This window comes from Neptuniibacter halophilus (genome assembly GCF_030295765.1).
Taxonomy (GTDB): Bacteria; Pseudomonadota; Gammaproteobacteria; order Pseudomonadales; family Balneatricaceae; genus Neptuniibacter; species Neptuniibacter halophilus.
Map to the genome: position 1 here is coordinate 1,660,600 of NZ_AP027292.1, position 14,646 is coordinate 1,675,245.

The following is a 14,646-nucleotide window of genomic DNA, read 5'->3' on the forward strand; positions in this document are numbered from 1 at the left end:
AAGTACATATAGATTCAGACAATCCCTTTTGTCACAAACTTTATGACAAGTATGAATAACGATACCTTTACTCTGCTGGGCCTCAGTGCCCGTGAAATTGAGATTTATAAAGCCCTTCTTTCACTGGGGGCTAGTTCTATACGCACAATTGCTGACAAATCCGGCGTTAACCGGGGCAGTGCTTATGAAAGCCTGAAAGAGATGCAACAGAAAGGCATCGTCACCTACCAGCCGAAAGGTAAGCGACGATTGTTTGCGCCGGTCGATCCCGAGATCCTTCTGCAGCTTGCCGAAGAACGGCGTCAGGGACTTGATCGAGCCATGGAGGAGCTGAAGCAAAGTATTATTCCCGAGCTGCAGCACCTGAAGCCGGATTTCAATGCCGCCAATGTCAGCTTCTACGAAGGCGATGACGGGATTGAACAGGTGCTTAAAGATATTCTGGTGACGGTGGGTAATTCTGACTCTGACAGCTACTCAGTGTTCTCCTCCAGGCCGATACGACAGCACCTCTACCGTCCCTTCCCTAACTTCACAAATCAGCGCATACAGCGTGGTATTAACGTCAGAGCGATTGCGATTGGTGATGGTGGCGAGGACGCTCTGCTCTCTGAACGTAAATGGATTAAAACTGAGGGTAAGGTGGATGCCGCTTACATTGCTATCTATCCACCCAAGTGCGCGATTATCTCACTGGCATCCAGCAACTACCCGACAGCCGTAGTGATTGATTCACCGGAGGTGGCTGCTGCACAGAAGATTATCTTTGATACGCTGTGGCGGCTTTTGTAGGGACGCCGGGGGCAACGCCTGAGCTCTCCTTCGGTACGAGGAAATGGCCGAGTACGTGCTATCACTCAGCCGGAGACCGGTCTCCAACATAAAGCAGGCCCAACAAAAAAGGCAGCCCGAAGGCTGCCTTTTGAACTGTGGATTCTAAGTGCTGAGTCTTAACGACCCAGTTTCTTACGAATCTGCTGTAGGGTACGAAGCTGAGCCGCAGCTTCAGCCAGCTGAGTTGCTGCTTTTGAGTACTCAAATTCAGCATTTTTATCAGCAATCGCCTGTTCAGCATGTTTCTGTGCTTCTTCAGCCGCAGCTTCATTAAGGTCTTTCGCGTGCAGAGCAGTATCTGCAAGGACAGTCACTTTGTGAGGCTGAACTTCCAAGAAGCCACCGGATACGTAAAAGATATCCTGTTCGCCACCCTGTTTGCGTAGCTCGACAGGGCCTGGTTTCAGTTCCGTCAGAAGCGGAGCGTGGCCCGGGTATACACCCAGGTCACCCAGGCTACCTGTTACGGATACGAATTCGATCAGGCCAGAGAAAATCTCTTCTTCAGCACTTACGATGTCGCAATGAACAGTCATAGCCATATTTATACCTCGTAAAGGTTAGCTAAAGGCATTACATGCCTTTAGCTTTCTCGATCGCTTCGTCGATACCGCCGACCATGTAGAACGCCTGCTCTGGCAGATCGTCGTACTGGCCTTCCAGGATGCCTTTAAAGCCGCTGATAGTCTCTTTCAGAGATACGTATTTACCCGGTGCACCGGTGAATACTTCAGCAACGAAGAATGGCTGAGACAGGAAGCGCTGGATCTTACGAGCACGCGCTACCAGTGACTTATCTTCTTCAGACAGTTCGTCCATACCCAGGATCGCGATGATGTCTTTCAGCTCTTTGTAGCGCTGCAGAACACCCTGAACCTGACGAGCAACTTCGTAGTGCTCCTGGCCGATAACCAGTGGGTCAAGCTGACGTGAAGTAGAATCCAGTGGGTCAACCGCAGGGTAGATACCCAGCTCTGCGATCTGACGAGACAGTACTACAGTCGCGTCAAGGTGAGAGAAGGTTGTCGCCGGAGACGGGTCAGTCAAGTCATCCGCAGGTACGTATACGGCCTGGATAGACGTGATGGAACCTGTTTTGGTAGAAGTGATTCGTTCCTGCAGAACGCCCATCTCTTCCGCCAGAGTTGGCTGGTAACCTACCGCAGAAGGCATACGACCCAGCAGTGCAGATACCTCTGTACCCGCCAGGGTGTAACGGTAGATGTTGTCTACGAACAACAGTACGTCACGACCTTCGTCACGGAATTTCTCAGCCATAGTCAGGCCAGTCAGCGCTACACGCAGACGGTTACCCGGTGGCTCATTCATCTGACCGTATACCAGAGATACTTTATCCAGTACGTTGGATTCTTTCATCTCGTAGTAGAAGTCGTTACCCTCACGAGTACGCTCACCTACGCCGGCGAATACGGAGAAACCTGAGTGCTCGATCGCGATGTTACGGATCAGCTCCATCATGTTTACGGTTTTACCTACACCCGCACCACCGAACAGACCAACTTTACCACCTTTCGCAAACGGGCATACCAGGTCGATTACCTTGATACCAGTTTCCAGCAGTTCGTTAGACGCAGCCTGCTCGTCGTAAGAAGGCGCTTTACGGTGAATAGGCATACGCTCTTCTTCACCGATTTCGCCACATTCATCAATTGGGTTACCCAGTACGTCCATGATACGACCCAGTGTTGCTGTACCAACAGGTACAGATACTGGAGCACCAGTGTTCGCAACTTCCAGACCACGGCTTACACCTTCGGTCTGACCCATTGCAATCGCACGTACAACACCGTCGCCCAGCTGCTGCTGAACTTCCAGTGTCAGGCCGGTTTTAGATACGTGAAGCGCATCGTAAACCTTCGGTACAGAATCACGTGGGAATTCCACGTCTACTACTGCGCCGATAATCTGAACAATAGTTCCGCTACTCATGTTCGGATCCTCTTAAAATTTAACCTGTGACCTGTATTAAACAGCTGCAGCACCACCCACGATCTCAGAAATTTCCTGAGTAATCGCGGCCTGACGAGCTTTGTTATAAATCATTTCCAGCTCGTTGATCATATCACCGGCGTTGTCTGTTGCATTCTTCATCGCCAGCATACGTGCTGCCTGCTCACAGGCATTGTTCTCAACCACGGCCTGATAGACCAGGGACTCAACGTAACGAACCAGCAAGCTGTTCAACAGCTCTTTTGCGTCTGGCTCGTAGAGGTAATCCCAGTGGTGATTGAGCTTAGTGTCATCTTCTTCTGCCTTCAGTGGAAGCACCTGAGAGACGGCAGGCTGCTGAGTCATTGTGTTAACGAAATCGTTAGATACAACGAACAGTTTATCCAGCTTGCCTTCATCATAAGCATCCAGCATGACCTTAACTGCACCGATCAGATCCGCCACTTCTGGCGCATCACCCAGGTGAGTCTTGGCTGCAACAACGTTACCGCCGTAGTTCTTGAAGAACGACGCGGCTTTGCTGCCCAGCGCACAGATGTCGATCTCGACACCCTGGTCATGGAACTCTTTCATGCTTTTAACAGCTGCTTTGAACGCGTTCACGTTCAAACCACCACACAGGCCACGGTCGGTTGCCACTACAACAAAACCAACGCGCTTAGTCTCACGCTCCTGCATGTACAGGTGTCTGTACTCAGGGTTGGACTTGGCCAGGTGCTGAATTACACCACGGATACTCCGGGCGTACGGGCGAGATGACTCCATGCGATCCTGTGCTTTACGCATCTTGGAAGCAGCAACCATTTCCATAGCGCTGGTAATCTTCCGGGTGCTCTGCACACTCGCAATTTTTGTCTTAATCTCTTTTCCGACTGCCATAGTTCCGCCTATTTAGCTTTGTGTTAGATCTGCATGAAGTTCATGCAGATCACTCACTCAAAACGAGTTCTTACCAAGCTTGAGTAGACTTGAACTTTTCGATACCAGCTTTGAACTGTGCAGCAATCTCGTCAGAGTAGTTGCCAGATGCGTTGATATCGCTCATCAGGTCAGCGTATTCGCTGTTGAAGAACGCGATCAGAGCCGCTTCAAAGTCCAGTACTTTGTTCAGTTCTACGTCTTTCAGGTAACCTTCGTTCGCAGCGTACAGGCTCAGACCCATGTCAGCGATAGACATTGGCGTGTACTGTTTCTGCTTCATCAGCTCGGTTACGGACTGACCATGCTCCAGCTGAGCACGGGTCGCGTCATCAAGGTCAGAAGCGAACTGTGCGAATGCCGCCAGCTCACGGTACTGAGCCAGGGCCAGACGTACACCGCCACCCAGCTTCTTGATGATCTTAGTCTGAGCTGCACCACCTACACGGGATACGGACAGACCAGCGTTGATCGCCGGACGTACACCGGAGTTGAACAGGTCAGTTTCCAGGAAGATCTGACCGTCGGTGATGGAGATTACGTTAGTTGGTACGAACGCGGATACGTCACCACCCTGAGTTTCGATTACTGGCAGGGAGGTCAGGGAACCAGTCTTGCCCTTAACTTCACCGTTAGTAAAGTTCTCAACGTAGTCAGCGTTAACACGCGCAGCACGTTCCAGCAGACGGGAGTGCAAGTAGAAAACGTCACCCGGGTAAGCTTCACGACCTGGCGGACGACGCAGCAGCAGGGAGATCTGACGATACGCCCACGCCTGTTTAGTCAGATCATCATAGATGATCAGCGCGTCTTCACCGCGGTCACGGTAGTATTCACCCATAGTACAACCAGCGTACGGAGCCAGGAACTGCATCGCAGCCGGATCAGCCGCACCTGCAGCAACAACGATGGTGTGATCCATCGCGCCGTGCTCTTCCAGCTTACGTACTACGTTAGCGATAGTAGACTGTTTCTGGCCTACTGCTACGTAGATACACTTAACGCCGGTACCTTTCTGGTTGATGATAGCGTCGATCGCGATCGCAGATTTACCAATCTGACGGTCACCGATGATCAGCTCACGCTGACCACGACCGATTGGAACCATGGAGTCGATCGCTTTCAGACCAGTCTGAACTGGCTCATCTACGGACTGACGAGAGATTACACCAGGTGCTACCTTCTCAACGGCGTCAGTCAGTTTAGTTTCGATCGGGCCTTTACCGTCGATCGGGTTACCCAGAGCGTCTACTACACGACCCTGCAGTTCCGGACCAACAGGTACTTCCAGGATACGACCAGTACAACGTGCAGTCGCACCTTCTACCAGACCCTGGTAATCACCCAGTACTACAGCACCTACAGAGTCACGCTCAAGGTTCAGCGCCATACCGTAGATACCGCCAGGGAATTCGATCATTTCCCCGTACATAACGTCAGCAAGTCCGTGGATCGTAATGATACCATCGGAAACGCTCACTACAGTGCCCTCATTACGGGCTTCTGAAGTCACATCGAGTGTGTCGATGCGCTTCTTGAGAATCTCACTGATCTCAGAAGGATTCAGTTGCTGCATGCTTTTATTCCCCTAGGAATTCATCGCTTCGGCCAACTTCGCGAGTCGCGCGCGAACGGAGCCGTCGATCACCAAGTCGTCAGTGCGTACTACAGCACCACCCAGGATGGACTTGTCCACCTGAGAGGTCAGTACCACTTCGCGACCCAGTTTAGTTTTCAGTGCCTGAGCAAGTTTTTCCTGCTGCTCATCCTGCAGTTCAAAGGCAGTCGTCACTTCGATATCCAGTGACTTCTCCTGTTCTGCTTTCAGCTTTGCAAACTGTGCGCTGACTTCTGGCAGAATCGCCAGACGTTTGTTATCAGCCAGCAGTTTGAGGAAATTCTTACCCGCTTCATCAGCTTCTTCACAGAGGCTGATCATCAGATCAGCTTTCTGTGCGTCTGTCAGTGCAGGGTTACCCAGTACACGCGCTACTTTCTCGTCTTCTGCTGCAGCTGCAGCCAGAGCCAGTGTAGCAGACCACTGATCGAGGTTTCCCTTACCCAGAGCATACTCAAAAGCAGCTTTGGTATAAGGCCGAGCGACAGTGTTGACTTCAGCCATCTTTAAACCTCGCTTTAAAGCTCAGCGGCCAGTTTTTCAACAAGCTGCGCGTGTGCCTTCTCATCGATAGAAGCTTCCAGTACTTTTTCAGCACCGGCCAGAGCCAGAGCAGCTACCTGGGAACGCAGTGCTTCGCGTGCCTGGTTAACTTCCTGCTCCAGTTCAGCTTCTTTAGCCGCTTTAACGCGGTTAGCTTCTTCCAGAGCTTTCTCTTTAGCTTCTTCGATAATCTGGTTAGCCCGCTTGTTGGCCTGTTCAATGATGGCGGCTGCTTCTTCTTTGCCTTTGCGCATATTTTCAGTGGCTTTTTCCTGAGCCAGCTGAAGATCACGCTCAGCGCGGTCTGCAGCGTCCAGACCTTCTGCAATCTTCTTCTTACGCTCTGCAAGTGCAGCCGTGATTGGCGGCCACACGAATTTCATGCAGAAAACGACAAAGATAAAGAAAGCGATGGCCTGGCCAATGATGGTGATATTGATATTCACGCCATTACCTCTCGCGGTTGTTAATTAAGTAGGACTCGATAGACTCGAGGTTAAACGAGTAGCTACTTATGCAACAGCGAACATCAGGTACATACCCAGACCAACACCGATCATAGGTACCGCGTCAACCAGACCCATTACGATGAAGAACTGAGAACGCAGCAGTGGCACCAGTTCAGGCTGACGAGCAGCACCTTCCAAGAATTTACCACCCAGGTTACCGATACCTACAGCAGCACCAATAGCAGCCAGACCCATCAGAAGTGCAGCAGCCAGGAATACCAAAGCGTTAGCCATTTCCATCAGTTTTTCTCCACATTAAGTTTAAAAGTTCAAGTTTGAAAAAAAGTTAAATCAATAAAACAGTGCTTCAGTTCACGAATTGCTCTTAGTGATCATCATGTGCCATCGCAAGATATACGATTGTCAGCACCATGAAAATGAACGCCTGAAGAGTAATTACCAGAATATGGAAGATCGCCCATGGCACAGACAGAATCCACTGTGCCCAGAATGGTAGCAGTGCGATCAGGATGAAGATCATCTCACCCGCATACATGTTACCGAACAGTCGAAGCGCCAGAGAGATTGGCTTAGCCAGCAGGCCTACAATCTCAAGGAACAGGTTGAATGGCAGCATCCACTTGCCCATTGGCTGCAGTGAAAGCTCTGCCAGGAATCCACCGATTCCTTTCTCTTTAATGCTGTAGTAGATGATCAGGAAGAACACACTGAACGCCATACCCAGCGTCGCATTCGGGTCTGTGGTTGGTACAATTTTCATGTAACCCACACCCATCTGTGCTGCGATGTATGGAACCCAGTCGATTGGCACAAGGTCCATCAGGTTCATCAGGAAGATCCAGACAAAGATGGTCAGAGACAGAGGTGCGATAACCGGATTTTTATGGTGGAAAATCCCTTTCACGTTATCGTCAACAAACTCAATGATTGTCTCGATAAAGTTCTGGGTGCCACCCGGTACACCGGAGGTAGCTTTTTTCGCTACGCTACGGAACAACCACAGGAAGAACACACCGAGACCAACAGACCAGAGCATAGTATCCACGTGGATTGCCCAGAAACCGAAATCGGCAGGCATAATGACTTCACCGTGCGCCGGGTCAGTGTTCACGAAACGCCAGGAATCTGACTTCTCATGATAACCAAACGTGAGGTTAGTCAAGTGATGGGATATATACTCTGAGGATGTTACTGTGTCGCTACTAGCCATTCTCAGTTTCTCTCGTTCAAAGTTTCAGGAATCTTTTATTCAGGTTCATCTGAGCTATCCAGCCAACAATCTGCATCAGGATGAACATGCCAAATAGGGAAAATGGATTCAGGGGATGAATCAGGATAAACACGGCGGCAAAGCCTGCTGCCGTCAGTCCCATTTTCCATATTTGGCTCACATACATTTCTGCCAGTGCCTGTCTCGGAGTCTGTTGCTCACGAAACGTCAGGGCACGGTGCGTAAAATAAGCCGTCGGCAGCAGATACAATCCACCTCCGAGCAGGGCCGAATAAGCCATTTCAAGGCCGACCAGAAGCAGGGCCAGGCTGCCGAATCCACAGAGAACACTCTGTATCAGCAATAATCTGAACGTCTGGTTGCGGGTTTTCTGACTATGGACACCCGGTTTCCGGTTCCCCTTGCCCACTGTCATGTGCCGCAACCTTTTCAAGCCTTGTTCAAAATGACGCCCTGTTTTGGCGCGTACGCACCCAAAAATGCGTGCCGATTATATGAGCTTCGGCATGCCGAAACAACAGTCAGTTTCAGCATTTGCACTAATGTCGTAGCACCGGCCCTGCTCTGAATCGCTAAATTCAGTGCCAAAGTATGAGTCAGATCAAATTTATTTGAGCTGCTGCAAAATACTGTTCAGCGCTTCACTGTCATCGTAACTGATCGTGATCTTACCCCGCCCCCGGGCATTTTCACTGATTGCGACCTTAGTCGAAAAACGCAACGATAGTTCACCTGCCAACTCATCCAGTCTCGGGTTGGCTTCCGGCTTAGGCTTTTCTTCTGCGGTATCGCCTTGCTGCAGTTTCTTAACCAGTGCTTCTGCCTGCCGTACCGAGAGCCCTTTACCCGCGACTTCCTGCGCCGCTGCAATCTGCATTTCAGGTTCCAGTGCCAGCATTGCCCGGGCATGACCCATCTCCAGATCACCGTACTCGAGCATTTTTTTCACTTCGTCGGTCAGATTCATCAGACGCAGCAGGTTAGTCACTGCCGAACGGGATTTGCCTACCGCATCGGCCACTTCCTGCTGAGTCAGTTCAAATTCATCCTGCAGACGCTGCAGTGAGATCGCTTCTTCGATCGGATTCAGATTCTCGCGCTGGATGTTCTCGATCAGCGCCATGGCAATGGCCGCTTCATCCGGCACATCTTTGACGATCGCCGGGATCTCGGTCAGATCCGCCATCTGCGATGCGCGCCAGCGGCGTTCACCGGCAATGATCTCATACCGGTCAGAATCGATCGGCCGGACAACGATAGGCTGCATAACCCCCTGGGCCCGGATCGAGTTGGCTAACTCTTCGAGGGCCTGAGGTTCTATATCCCGCCGTGGCTGATAGCGTCCACGCTGAATCAGGTCCACCGGCATCAGACGATAGCCTTCAAGCCCCTCCGCTTCCTGTGTTGATACTTTCTCTTCAACATCGCTGACGCTAGACAGCAGAGCATCCAGACCTTTTCCCAGTCCACGCTTTTTAGCCATTGGTTATGCTTCCTGTGATTGTTCTTTCTCTTCCAGTTGGGTACGACGAATCAACTCGCCGGCCAGAGCCAGGTAGGCCACCGCACCACGGGAGTTCTTATCGTACAGCAGCGCCGGCAGACCATGGCTGGGTGCCTCGGCCAGACGAACGTTGCGTGGGATCACCGTGCGATACACCTTGTCGCCAAAGTATTCCACTAGATGGTCGGAGACATCTTTGGTCAGGCTCATACGCGGATCAAACATGGTACGCAGAATCCCCTCAATTTTGAGTGAGGGGTTAAGTCGCTTATTGATTTTGTCGATGGTTCCGATCAGTGCTGAGATCCCCTCAAGGGCATAGTACTCACACTGCATCGGGATGATCACCCCGGAGGATGACGCCAGCGCGTTGACTGTCAGCAGGTTCAGCGAGGGCGGGTTATCGATCAGCACAAAATCATATTCATCATTGAGTTCCATCAGCGCCATTTTCAGGCGGAACTCGCGGCGGGGAATCTGTAGCAGTTCAACCTCGGCCGCAGTCAGATCACCATTGGAGCCAATCAGGTCATAGCCCGCCGGGGTGTTTTTGACGATTGCTTCGCGGATGTTGACCTGATCAGTAAGTACCTCATACACGGTCTTCTCAAGGTTGTGTTTATCAACCCCGCTGCCCATGCTGGCATTGCCCTGAGGATCCAGATCAATCAGCAGTACCCGTTTTTTTGTTGCGGCCAGTGAAGCAGCCAGATTGACGCAAGTAGTTGTTTTACCTACGCCTCCCTTCTGGTTGGTGATCGTAATGACCTTCGCCACGCCTAGCGTCTCCCCAAAACTAGCAGATGCCTTTCCCCTTCTGTCTCCGGTACAGCGAGACGGTGACAGGCTTTAAGTTCATAACCGTCAGGCAGATCTGACAGTTCGTCCACAGGATACAATCCTTTCATTGCAAGAAAAACACCATCTTCACGACAAAGCTGATGGGTCCAGTTGATCATATCCTGTAATGATGCGAATGCACGGGATACAACCTGATCAAACGGTTCAAAATTGCAGTTTTCAACCCGTTCGTTGACCACCGTTAAGTTCTCCAGGCCCAGCTCGGCTTTTGCCTGTAGCTGAAACCGGGTTTTCTTACCGTTGCTGTCCAGTGTTGTCACCGCCAAATGCGGATAGCAGATTGCCAGCGGTATCCCCGGCAGCCCCGGGCCGCTGCCCACATCAATCAGGCGTTTTGCGTCGATATAGGGAACAATGCTGAGGCTGTCGATCAGATGGCGATTGATCATCTCCAGCGGGTCACGGACAGCAGTCAGGTTGTACGCTTTGTTCCATTTCACCAGCAGGTTCAGGTAACGCAGCAACAGCCCGGTCTGTGTCTCAGAAAGTTGCAGGTTGAGCCCGGCAATGCCTTTTTTCAGTGCAGCTTCCCACTGCGGCTGATTCATCTGGATCATTAACTGGCCACCTTACCCTGTGTCTTCGCCAACTGATGTTTCTTCAGGTACACCAGCAACAGCGAGATCGCCGCCGGGGTCATTCCCTGAATTCTGGAAGCCTGAGCAATCGTCACCGGGCGAACCTCTTTCAGCTTCGCTTTCAGCTCGTTAGACAGCCCACCTACCTGATCATAATCAAACCCATCCGGCAGCGCGGTGTTTTCCTGCCGGCGCATCTGTTCAATCTCATCCTTCTGCCGGTCGATATAACCTGCATACTTGTTCTGGATCTCAACCTGCTCTGCCACCTGCTGGTCGCTGACGCCCTCACCCTTGAGATGGGCCAGATCGCCGTACACCAGTTCCGGGCGTTTCAGCAGATCCGCCAGATTGTATTCGCGGGAGAGCGGAGTTTTCAGCTTCGGCGCCAGCGCGTCGGCTTCCGGCGAATTTGGCTGAATCCAGGTTTCGCGCAAACGCTGCTGTTCCAGCTCGATCGCCTCACGTTTTTCCGAGAACGCCTGCCAGCGTTCATCGCTGACCAGCCCCAGTTCACGCCCTTTCTCAGTCAGACGCAGATCCGCGTTGTCTTCACGCAGAATCAACCGGTATTCCGCCCGGCTGGTAAACATGCGGTATGGCTCTGAGGTTCCCAGAGTGATCAGATCATCCACCAGTACACCGATGTAGGCTTCATCACGGCGTGGATACCACTGCTCTTTGCCGAGTGCTCTTAAGGCGGCGTTCGCACCCGCCAGCAGCCCCTGAGCCCCCGCCTCTTCATAACCGGTTGTGCCGTTAATCTGACCGGCAAAGTAGAGGCCGTTCATATAGCGGGTTTCCAGCGTATGTTTCAGATCCTGCGGATTGAAGAAATCATATTCGATCGCATAACCCGGACGGACGATGTGTGCGTTTTCGAAACCGCGGATTGAACGCACAGCGGCCAGTTGAATATCAAACGGCAGGCTGGTCGAGATGCCATTCGGATAGAGTTCATGGGTGGTCAGACCTTCGGGTTCAACAAACACCTGATGCTGATCTTTATCAGCAAAACGCATGATCTTGTCTTCGATCGACGGGCAGTAACGTGGGCCGGCCCCTTCTATCACTCCGGTATACATCGGTGAACGATCCAGACCACTACGCAGTATGTCGTGGGTCCGCTCATTGGTGTGGGTGATATAGCAACTGATCTGTTGCGGATGATCGCTCAGTTTACCCATAAACGACATCACGGGTGTGGGTGTATCACCGGGCTGTTCCTGCATCACAGAAAAATCAACACTACGGGCATCGATACGAGGCGGCGTGCCGGTTTTCAGGCGCTCGACCCGAAATGGCAGTTCACGCAGACGCTGAGCCAGCGCGATTGATGGCGGATCTCCGGCGCGACCACCGGAATGATTTTCCAGCCCGATATGGATAACACCCCCGAGGAAAGTACCTGCGGTCAGCACGACCGACTCAGCACGGAAACGAATACCGGTCTGGGTAACAACGCCTTTTACGGTCTCGCCTTCAATGATCAGATCATCCGCTGATTGCTGGAATATCTCCAGATTGGGCTGGTTCTCGAGAATATGCCGGATAGCCGCTTTATACAGAATGCGGTCAGCCTGAGCACGGGTTGCTCTCACTGCAGGCCCTTTGCGTGAGTTAAGGACGCGGAATTGTATGCCCCCTTTGTCAGTAGCCAGAGCCATGGCGCCATCGAGTGCATCGATCTCTTTAACCAGGTGGCTCTTCCCTATTCCGCCAATCGCCGGATTGCAGGACATCTGTCCCAGAGTCTCAATGTTATGGGTTAACAGCAGGGTACGGGCTCCAGCCCTGGCAGAAGCTAACGCCGCTTCAGTACCTGCATGGCCACCACCAATAACAATAACGTCATAGCGGGTAGGAAAATCCACCGTTGTTTTACCTCTAATGAATGACTGCCGGTTATGAGACAAGCGACAGTTGAAGATCTGATCTGAAAAGGGCGCTGATTATACCCTTATGGGGAGCGGTTAGGAATGATCATTTTTTATACAGCTTTGTCTGACCTGTTTTCTTATATAAAGAATAAATAGATTAAAGAGAATATATGTTTTTTTATTTTAATGTTTATTAATGGTCAGCCACTTTTCTGGTGATAACCCTTTTTTTTCCTTTAGTAGCATGAGCTTAGCTGAATGATAACGGGTTATGTAAACTGCCGGTATCCCCTGCACAAACGGGTGGCGAGCTGTGTATATCCCGGGTGTTTTTCCACAGCCGGATATATGCACAGTTTTATCCTTAGGTTAACGACGCTCAGGTATACAGTTTATTCACACCCTCTGTGCATATCATAGCGGGTGTGTTTTCTTATGAATGGCTGTGTGGTTATTTCAGAGCCATGGTTTTCATTGTAAGGTTCTGTTTTTATTAATAATTTTAAATCTATCCTGAGATTACTCCCAGTTTATCCAGAGAAAAGTTGTACAGATTATTCAGGTGTTTTTGTGGATAAGCTGATAATAAGATTGGATTAATCTGTTGGAAAAGGCAGGTATTCAAGCCTTATCAATAGATTAGTGATCTGAGAGTGGTTGATTCTTAGCCAGGCACAGGCGCAGGATATGGCCCCTATCGGTGGATAACGGCCTGATTTTGCTGAAACTGCTGAGGATAACCGGGCAATAACCCGGTGTTCATTACTTACCGATACAGAATGAACTGAAGATCCGGCCGAGCAGATCGTCTGAGGAAAACTCACCGGTGATCTCTGCCAGCGCCTGTTGTGCCTGACGCAGGTCTTCAGCCAGCAGTTCTCCGGCTGCGTTATATTGCAACTGATCAAGGCCGGTATGCAGCAATGCACTGGCGCGCTCGAGTGCATCAAGGTGACGCCGGCGGGCCATAAATCCACCTTCGGTTGTGGTGCTGAAACCCATTGCATCTTTGAGGTGCTGGCGCAGCAGCTCTACCCCTCGCTGAGACTTAGCCGAGAGCGTAATGGTGGTGTGATCGTGAGCCTCACGGATACCAATCTCTTCGCCACTCAGATCAGCCTTATTCCGGATCACGGTGATGCGACTGGACTCAGGCAACTGATGCACAAAGTCCGGCCAGATCTGTTCCGGATCATCGGTTGCGATACTCTGACTGTCGACCATCAGCAGTACCCGGTCTGCTTTGTTGATCTCCTGCCAGGCGCGGTCGATACCGATTCTTTCCACTTCATCCGGGGCATCTCGCAGACCGGCCGTATCAATAATATGCAGGGGCATACCATCAATGTGGATATGTTCACGCAATACATCACGTGTCGTCCCGGCGATATCTGTCACGATCGCGGTATCGCGCCCGGCAAGCGCGTTCAGCAGGCTGGATTTTCCTGCATTTGGCCGTCCGGCGATCACCACGCTCATGCCTTCACGCAGCAGGCTACCCTGTCGGGCTTCTGCCTGGACAGCCGCGACCCGCTGCAGAATCTGTTCAAGGTCAGACAGCACTTTGCCATCTGCGAGGAAGTCTATCTCCTCTTCCGGGAAGTCGATCGCGGCTTCTACGTATATACGCAGGCTGATCAGGGATTCCACCAGATCATGGATACGGCTGGAAAACTCGCCCTGCAATGAACGAATAGCGCAACGGGCGGCCTGTTCTGAAGAACTGTCAATCAGGTCGGCAATTGCCTCAGCCTGCGCCAGATCGAGCTTGTCGTTAAGGAAAGCCCGCTCCGAAAACTCTCCGGGATTTGCCAGTCGCGCACCCAGTTGCATCACCCGTTTCAGTAGCAGGTCGAGAATAACCGGCCCACCATGCCCCTGCAGTTCCAGCACATCTTCGCCGGTGAAGGAGTTCGGTCCCGGAAAATACAGGGCGATCCCCTGATCCAGCTCCTGTCCGTTCTGATCAAAGAAGGGGCCATAGTAGGCGTAACGGGGTTTCAGTTGGGTGTTCAGAACCTGTTCTGAGATCTGTTTTGCCAGTGGGCCGGACACCCGGACTATACCTACGCCGCCACGTCCGGGCGGAGTCGCTTGGGCGGTAATGGTATCTTTACTGGTCAGGGACATGGTGGTTCTCGTTCAGGTCTGTTTCGGCGAAGTTTATCATTTTGCTGAGTTTCAGGCATAAACCCGATACAAAAAAGCCGCTGTATCAGACAGCGGCTTTTTTAAAAG

At 51.5% G+C, this 14,646-nt stretch carries 15 protein-coding genes; 1 reads left to right on the plus strand and 14 read right to left on the minus strand.

Going from position 1 to position 14,646, the window contains the following annotated elements:
* Nucleotides 1-51 precede the first annotated feature (51 nt).
* On the plus strand, nt 52-792 hold the full coding sequence (locus tag QUD59_RS07715; protein ID WP_286240628.1) for a TrmB family transcriptional regulator: 741 nt from the start codon (nt 52-54) through the stop codon (nt 790-792).
* Nucleotides 793-950: 158 nt separating this feature from the next.
* Here QUD59_RS07715 and QUD59_RS07720 read toward each other — a convergent pair whose 3' ends face one another.
* From QUD59_RS07720 to mnmE, 14 genes are all read right to left on the minus strand, one after another.
* The gene (locus QUD59_RS07720; RefSeq protein ID WP_286240629.1) at nt 951-1,376 is read right to left on the minus strand and encodes a F0F1 ATP synthase subunit epsilon; all 426 of its coding nucleotides are present in this window, start codon (nt 1,374-1,376) and stop codon (nt 951-953) included.
* Between the two features lie 31 nt (nt 1,377-1,407).
* Nucleotides 1,408-2,784, minus strand: coding sequence for a F0F1 ATP synthase subunit beta (atpD, locus tag QUD59_RS07725; RefSeq protein ID WP_286240630.1), 1,377 nt, complete (start codon nt 2,782-2,784; stop codon nt 1,408-1,410).
* A gap of 36 nt (nt 2,785-2,820) precedes the next feature.
* Complete coding sequence (atpG, locus tag QUD59_RS07730; protein WP_286240631.1) at nt 2,821-3,684, minus strand: F0F1 ATP synthase subunit gamma; 864 nt, start codon at nt 3,682-3,684, stop codon at nt 2,821-2,823.
* 70 nt (nt 3,685-3,754) lie between these two features.
* Entirely contained in the window at nt 3,755-5,299 is a 1,545-nt protein-coding gene (atpA, locus tag QUD59_RS07735) for a F0F1 ATP synthase subunit alpha (protein ID WP_286240632.1), read from the minus strand.
* Nucleotides 5,300-5,311: 12 nt separating this feature from the next.
* Nucleotides 5,312-5,845: a F0F1 ATP synthase subunit delta gene (locus QUD59_RS07740; protein WP_286240634.1), complete on the minus strand. Its 534-nt coding sequence runs from the start codon at nt 5,843-5,845 to the stop codon at nt 5,312-5,314.
* A gap of 14 nt (nt 5,846-5,859) precedes the next feature.
* On the minus strand, nt 5,860-6,330 hold the full coding sequence (locus QUD59_RS07745) for a F0F1 ATP synthase subunit B (protein WP_286240635.1): 471 nt from the start codon (nt 6,328-6,330) through the stop codon (nt 5,860-5,862).
* Between the two features lie 66 nt (nt 6,331-6,396).
* On the minus strand, nt 6,397-6,633 hold the full coding sequence (gene atpE, locus QUD59_RS07750) for a F0F1 ATP synthase subunit C (protein ID WP_286240636.1): 237 nt from the start codon (nt 6,631-6,633) through the stop codon (nt 6,397-6,399).
* A gap of 85 nt (nt 6,634-6,718) precedes the next feature.
* Nucleotides 6,719-7,564: a F0F1 ATP synthase subunit A gene (gene atpB, locus QUD59_RS07755; RefSeq protein WP_286240638.1), complete on the minus strand. Its 846-nt coding sequence runs from the start codon at nt 7,562-7,564 to the stop codon at nt 6,719-6,721.
* Between the two features lie 16 nt (nt 7,565-7,580).
* On the minus strand, nt 7,581-8,000 hold the full coding sequence (locus QUD59_RS07760) for an ATP synthase subunit I (protein ID WP_286240640.1): 420 nt from the start codon (nt 7,998-8,000) through the stop codon (nt 7,581-7,583).
* A gap of 192 nt (nt 8,001-8,192) precedes the next feature.
* Nucleotides 8,193-9,068 carry a ParB/RepB/Spo0J family partition protein gene (locus QUD59_RS07765; protein WP_286240641.1) on the minus strand — a complete coding sequence of 292 codons (876 nt, stop codon included), beginning with the start codon at nt 9,066-9,068 and terminating at the stop codon, nt 8,193-8,195.
* 3 nt (nt 9,069-9,071) lie between these two features.
* The gene (locus tag QUD59_RS07770; protein ID WP_286240642.1) at nt 9,072-9,866 is read right to left on the minus strand and encodes a ParA family protein; all 795 of its coding nucleotides are present in this window, start codon (nt 9,864-9,866) and stop codon (nt 9,072-9,074) included.
* A 2-nt stretch (nt 9,867-9,868) separates the two neighbouring features.
* Nucleotides 9,869-10,498, minus strand: coding sequence for a 16S rRNA (guanine(527)-N(7))-methyltransferase RsmG (gene rsmG, locus QUD59_RS07775; RefSeq protein WP_434025554.1), 630 nt, complete (start codon nt 10,496-10,498; stop codon nt 9,869-9,871).
* 8 nt (nt 10,499-10,506) lie between these two features.
* Nucleotides 10,507-12,402, minus strand: a complete 1,896-nt coding sequence (gene mnmG, locus QUD59_RS07780; RefSeq protein ID WP_286240645.1) for a tRNA uridine-5-carboxymethylaminomethyl(34) synthesis enzyme MnmG — start codon at nt 12,400-12,402, stop codon at nt 10,507-10,509.
* A 768-nt stretch (nt 12,403-13,170) separates the two neighbouring features.
* Nucleotides 13,171-14,538, minus strand: coding sequence for a tRNA uridine-5-carboxymethylaminomethyl(34) synthesis GTPase MnmE (gene mnmE / locus QUD59_RS07785; protein WP_286240646.1), 1,368 nt, complete (start codon nt 14,536-14,538; stop codon nt 13,171-13,173).
* Between the last annotated feature and the right edge of the window lie 108 nt (nt 14,539-14,646).

Coding starts and splice junctions, on each gene's coding strand:
- atpB (WP_286240638.1), bottom strand. CDS start 7,564: ATGGCTAGTAGCGACACAGTAACATCCTCAGAGTATATATCCCATCAC.
- QUD59_RS07740 (WP_286240634.1), bottom strand. CDS start 5,845: ATGGCTGAAGTCAACACTGTCGCTCGGCCTTATACCAAAGCTGCTTTT.
- mnmE (WP_286240646.1), bottom strand. CDS start 14,538: ATGTCCCTGACCAGTAAAGATACCATTACCGCCCAAGCGACTCCGCCC.
- atpG (WP_286240631.1), bottom strand. CDS start 3,684: ATGGCAGTCGGAAAAGAGATTAAGACAAAAATTGCGAGTGTGCAGAGC.
- atpD (WP_286240630.1), bottom strand. CDS start 2,784: ATGAGTAGCGGAACTATTGTTCAGATTATCGGCGCAGTAGTAGACGTG.
- QUD59_RS07720 (WP_286240629.1), bottom strand. CDS start 1,376: ATGGCTATGACTGTTCATTGCGACATCGTAAGTGCTGAAGAAGAGATT.
- atpE (WP_286240636.1), bottom strand. CDS start 6,633: ATGGAAATGGCTAACGCTTTGGTATTCCTGGCTGCTGCACTTCTGATG.
- rsmG (WP_434025554.1), bottom strand. CDS start 10,498: ATGAATCAGCCGCAGTGGGAAGCTGCACTGAAAAAAGGCATTGCCGGG.
- QUD59_RS07760 (WP_286240640.1), bottom strand. CDS start 8,000: ATGACAGTGGGCAAGGGGAACCGGAAACCGGGTGTCCATAGTCAGAAA.
- atpA (WP_286240632.1), bottom strand. CDS start 5,299: ATGCAGCAACTGAATCCTTCTGAGATCAGTGAGATTCTCAAGAAGCGC.
- QUD59_RS07765 (WP_286240641.1), bottom strand. CDS start 9,068: ATGGCTAAAAAGCGTGGACTGGGAAAAGGTCTGGATGCTCTGCTGTCT.
- QUD59_RS07715 (WP_286240628.1), top strand. CDS start 52: ATGAATAACGATACCTTTACTCTGCTGGGCCTCAGTGCCCGTGAAATT.